The organism is Dietzia sp. KRD202, from assembly GCF_017168155.1.
Lineage (GTDB): Bacteria > Actinomycetota > Actinomycetes > Mycobacteriales > Mycobacteriaceae > Dietzia > Dietzia kunjamensis.
In genome coordinates, this window is the sequence record NZ_JABFAN010000075.1 from 1 (window position 1) to 4385 (window position 4385).

Below are 4385 nucleotides of genomic sequence, written 5' to 3' on the forward strand. Positions count from 1 at the left end.
CCCCGCAACCGCGCCTCGCCCCCTAAAACGCACGCCCGCCCCGGAAGTGTCCGGGGCGGGCGTACTTCAAAGGTGGCGAGGCCGGACGGCGCGCGGGAGCGGTCCCGCCCGGCCCCGTCAGCGGGCGGGGTCGGCAGGTGTTCCCGGCCCCGCGGAGTCGGCAGGGCCGGCGGGGGCGGCAGGGCCGGCGGAGTCGGCAGGCCCGTCGGAGTCGGCGTGCTCGGCCGCGAGTGCCGGTTCGGTCGGCCCCTGGTCGAGGCGGAACGGCGGGTACTCGTCGCGCAGCAGCAGAACGTACGACGCGACCCGGTAGACCCAGCGGTTGAGGCCGACGTTCAGTGCGAACAGGCCCGGCAGGTAGCGCCCGGTGAACAGCAGGCCGATCGCGGCGATCAGCACCAGGAGTCCCAGCAGGGTGAAGCCGACGCTGATGCCGTCGTTGTCGGTCGAGGCGTCGACCGCCGCCGCGCCACTGCCGGTGATGATGCCGACGATCAGCAGGTGCGGGATCACCAGTAGCCACCACTTGACCAGCACGAGACCCCGCGACAGACGTTCGGGGTAGACGACGTCCAGATCGGCGGGGTAGTCCGCCCGGCCCAGCGCGAAGGGCGGGTACCGGTCGGTGCCCAGGGCGGCGTAGGCGTAGAAGCCGACCCGCCAGTGCCACCGCATCGCGCCCACGATGAAGGAGAACCACGAGCGCGGGTAGCGGCCGGTGAACAGGATCGCCAGGCCCGCCGCCACCGTGACCACGACCGCGGCGAAGCCCACGACCGCCAGCACGATGTAGTGCGGAATGGCCAGCGCCCACTTGATCAGCCACAGTGCGCGGGAGACGCCCGGATCCAGATGGCCGGTCAGCCGCAGCGGATCGGGGCCGGTCAACCGGCCGGTGACATCAGCGCCCGAGACGGCCGAGACGCCCGGGACGCCCGCGGTTCGGCGTTCGACGTCGCGCCCCAGCCCGGCGGCACCGAGCAGGATCAGCGGGATCCCCAGCACCAGGCCGACTATCCCGGCGATCAGCGTGGCCGGGTTCGCGAATCCGAACAATTCGGTGTGGGCCCCCGCCTGCACGTCCACCCACACCGGGCGGCTGCCGTCGCTGTTCATCACGACGATCACCCAGTTCCCGGACCGGAGGTCCACATTGAGGGTCTGCTGGGTGGAGCCGGTGACGGAACGCTCCCAGAACCGCTCGTCGGCGGGAGGGCCCGGCACCCGCGTCCCGGGGACCTCGTCGACATCGCCGTTCTCATCCGAGCGGGTCGACCAGTCCGTCGCGTCCATGCCGTAGCCGTCGGCCCACGGGTCGGTGCCGAACACGGCGTGGGGCACGTCCCGGAGATACTCGTCGACGGCATCGGCGGGCGCCATGCCGAGGAACACCCGTTGTCCCGGGACGACAGGCGTGGCGCGGACGCGGACGCTGATCAGGTCCTCGAGATCGAACGCACCCGAGGAGGCGGCCTGGTCCCCGTCCAGGTCGAGGGTGAACGGCGCCGTGATGATCGCGTTGCCGACCGAGCGGAACTGCTCGGTCTCGGTGTACGCATACCGCCCGTCCCGCTGTGAGGCCTCTGCTGCGGCGAGCAGGATGCCGGCCGCCGTGAGTCCCAGGCCCAGCGCCGTGAGCAGCACCCCGGCGACGAGCATGATCCAGTTGAGTGGACGGGTCCCCTGCCCGGATCTGGGCGGGGCCGTCGAGCCGGGGTTCGGATCGGAGTGGGACGGAGCGGGTTGCGGAGCACCCATAGCGGTTCCTCAGGAGTAGGTGTCACGACACTCGTCTGGATCGACGATGCCGTCGTAAAGATGACTATATCGTTATATTCGCAGTGTAACTGCGTCGATTGTGTGTCGATTTCCCGTCCGGCCTCGACCCCCTCCGCCGCACCCGGCGGTGGCCTAGGGTGACGGGGTGATCCGCCGCCTCGTCTCCCGCGCCTTCTGGTTCTTCAGCCGTTGGGAGTTGTCGACCCGACCGGCTCCGGATCGACCCACGGTGCTCTTGGGCGCACCGCACACGTCCAACTGGGATTTCGTGTTCATGCTCGGCATCGCCTGGCGACTGGGCATCGACATGCACTGGCTCGGCAAGGCCAGCCTCTTCACCGGGTGGCGCCGGCCGATCATGCGGGCGCTCGGTGGGGTTCCGGTCGATCGGGCGAACCCCGCCCGGGTCGTCGAGGACGTGGTCGGGCAGGTCCACGCGGGCGAGACGTTCGGCCTGGTCGTCGCCCCGGACGGCACCCGCGGCGGGCACACGCACTGGAAGTCGGGTTTCTACCGGATCGCCCGCGAAACCGGCATGCCGGTGACGCTGGGCTACGTCGATCGCAGCACCATGACGACCGGGCTCGGCCCGACGATCGATCTGACCGGCGACGTGGCCGCGGACATGGACACGATCCGTGCCTTCTACGCGGACAAGGCCGGGTTCCATCCCTCAAAGCGGGTCGAGCCCCGTCTGGTCGACGAGCGCCGGGCGGCGGGCACGGATGCCGACCTGCCGCAGGAGCAGCTCGACTGACGTCCGGACTGCTGTCGGGTTCCCGGCCACGCTCGTCGGTGCGGGATACTGGCTCCATGGACGGCCTGCGCGTGACTCCGGGGCCCGGCGCGCCCCGTGGCCTCACGGTGCCGGCGGGAGACCTGGTCGAGCGCTTCTCGAGGTCGTCGGGCCCCGGCGGCCAGCACGTCAACACCGCCGATTCGCGCGTGCAGCTGAGCATCGACCTGGGCACCACGACGGCGTTGGACGAGGTCCAGCGCGAACGGGCCCTGCGCACCCTCGCCCCGAAACTGTCCGGCACGGTCCTCACCGTCAGCGTCGAGGAGAACAGGTCGCAGCGGCGCAACCGGGCGACGGCACGCCGGCGCCTCGAGGAGCTGTTGCGCGAAGCGGTGGCGCCGCCGGTCGCCAGGCGTGCGACCCGACCCACCCGCGGTTCGCAGCGGCGACGTGTCCAGCATGAACGCCGCCGGGCCGAGATCAAGCGCAATCGGAGGCGCCCCGAACACGACTGATGCCCAGCCGTAGGTGAGGTCAGGTCAGGCCAGGCCCGTCGCGGGGAGCGAGACGAACCCCCGGGTGAACGGCGAGAGCGCCCGAACCGCCGAGTCCCGGTCGACCCCGACCGTCGGGTGCGCGGCGTAGAGCTCCTCCACCGCGATGCGTGCCTGGAGCCGCGCGAAGTGCGAGCCGATGCAGAAGTGCGGGCCGCGGGCGAACCCGAGGTGCCCGCTGATCTCGCGCGTGATGTCGAGCTGCCCGGCGGTCGGACCGAACTCGCGCTCGTCGCGGTTGGCCGAGCCGTAGAGCATCATCACCTTCTCCCCCGCCGGGATCGTCGTCCCGCCGACGGTCACCTCGCGGGTGGTCGTCCGCGCGAGCGCCTGCACGCTCGACTCGAAGCGCAGGCACTCCGAGAGCGCGCCGGGGATCAGCCCCGGGTCGGCCGCGAGCATCTCGCGCTGCCGCGGATGGGAGTCGAGCAGCGCGACGGTGTGCGAGATGAGGTTGCCGGTGGTGTCGTTGCCGCCGGCGACGATGACGAAGCAGAAGCCGAGGATGTCCCAGTCGTCCAGCCGCTCGCCCTCGATCTCGGCCTGAGCCAGAGCGGAGATGAGATCGTCACCCGGGTGGGCCCTCCGCTCGGCGATGAGTTCACCGAAGTAGGCGAACATCTCCGCCACCGCGTCCACCGCCCCGCCCTCGAGACCGGCCGGGCGGAATCCCTCCTCCTGCAGGGTCGTCAGCGCACTGACCCACGGGCCGAACAGCGGGCGGTCCGCTGTCGGCAGGTCGAACAGGTGGGCCAGCACGAATGTCGGGATCTGCGCACTGAAGTCGCGGTGGAGATCGACCACCTCGTCGTCGTCGTACCTCTCGGCCATCTCCGCCAGCCGCCCACGGACGAAGTCGCGGATCCGCGGCTCGGTGGCGGCGACGCGCTTCGGGGAGAACGCCTTGGCCAGCAGCCGCCGCTTCCCGGAGTGCTCGGGCGGGTCCATCATGACGATGGTCGGGGCCAGCCCCAGCTTCTCGATCTCGTCGCGGTAGAAGGTCAGCCCGCTGGCGGAGGAGAACGTCCCGGGATCGCACACGGCGGCGTCGACGTCGGCGTAGCGGGACAGCGCCCAGAAGTCGGGGTGGGCGGTGGTGCCGTCGCCGCGGTGATGGTGCACCGGATCGGTCTCGCGCAGCAGCCGGTAGCCCGGGTAGGGGTCGGCGAGGTGCGCGGGGTCGAACGGGTTGAACGTGGGGGCCGTCGCGGGCTGCTGCATCATGGCGCCATTTAACACGGACTGTTAAACAATGGGAAGGGCCCCTCTAGACTCGAGCGCGTGCCCCGCCCCACCACCCCGCGCTCCACTAC

General features: G+C 71.0%; 4 protein-coding genes. 2 read left to right on the forward strand and 2 right to left on the reverse strand.

Annotated elements, in window-relative coordinates; genetic code table 11:
• Nucleotides 1-117 precede the first annotated feature (117 nt).
• Complete coding sequence (locus J1M64_RS18770) at nt 118-1758, reverse strand: DUF4389 domain-containing protein (protein WP_241261787.1); 1641 nt, start codon at nt 1756-1758, stop codon at nt 118-120.
• Nucleotides 1759-1924: 166 nt separating this feature from the next.
• Between J1M64_RS18770 and J1M64_RS18775 the strand changes: the two genes are divergently transcribed.
• On the forward strand, nt 1925-2536 hold the full coding sequence (locus J1M64_RS18775; protein WP_206475182.1) for a 1-acyl-sn-glycerol-3-phosphate acyltransferase: 612 nt from the start codon (nt 1925-1927) through the stop codon (nt 2534-2536).
• A 56-nt stretch (nt 2537-2592) separates the two neighbouring features.
• Nucleotides 2593-3033: an alternative ribosome rescue aminoacyl-tRNA hydrolase ArfB gene (arfB, locus tag J1M64_RS18780; protein ID WP_163377009.1), complete on the forward strand. Its 441-nt coding sequence runs from the start codon at nt 2593-2595 to the stop codon at nt 3031-3033.
• A gap of 24 nt (nt 3034-3057) precedes the next feature.
• On the opposite strand, the gene J1M64_RS18785 is transcribed toward arfB, so the two are convergent.
• Entirely contained in the window at nt 3058-4296 is a 1239-nt protein-coding gene (locus J1M64_RS18785; protein ID WP_240341526.1) for a cytochrome P450, read from the reverse strand.
• Nucleotides 4297-4385 lie beyond the last annotated feature (89 nt).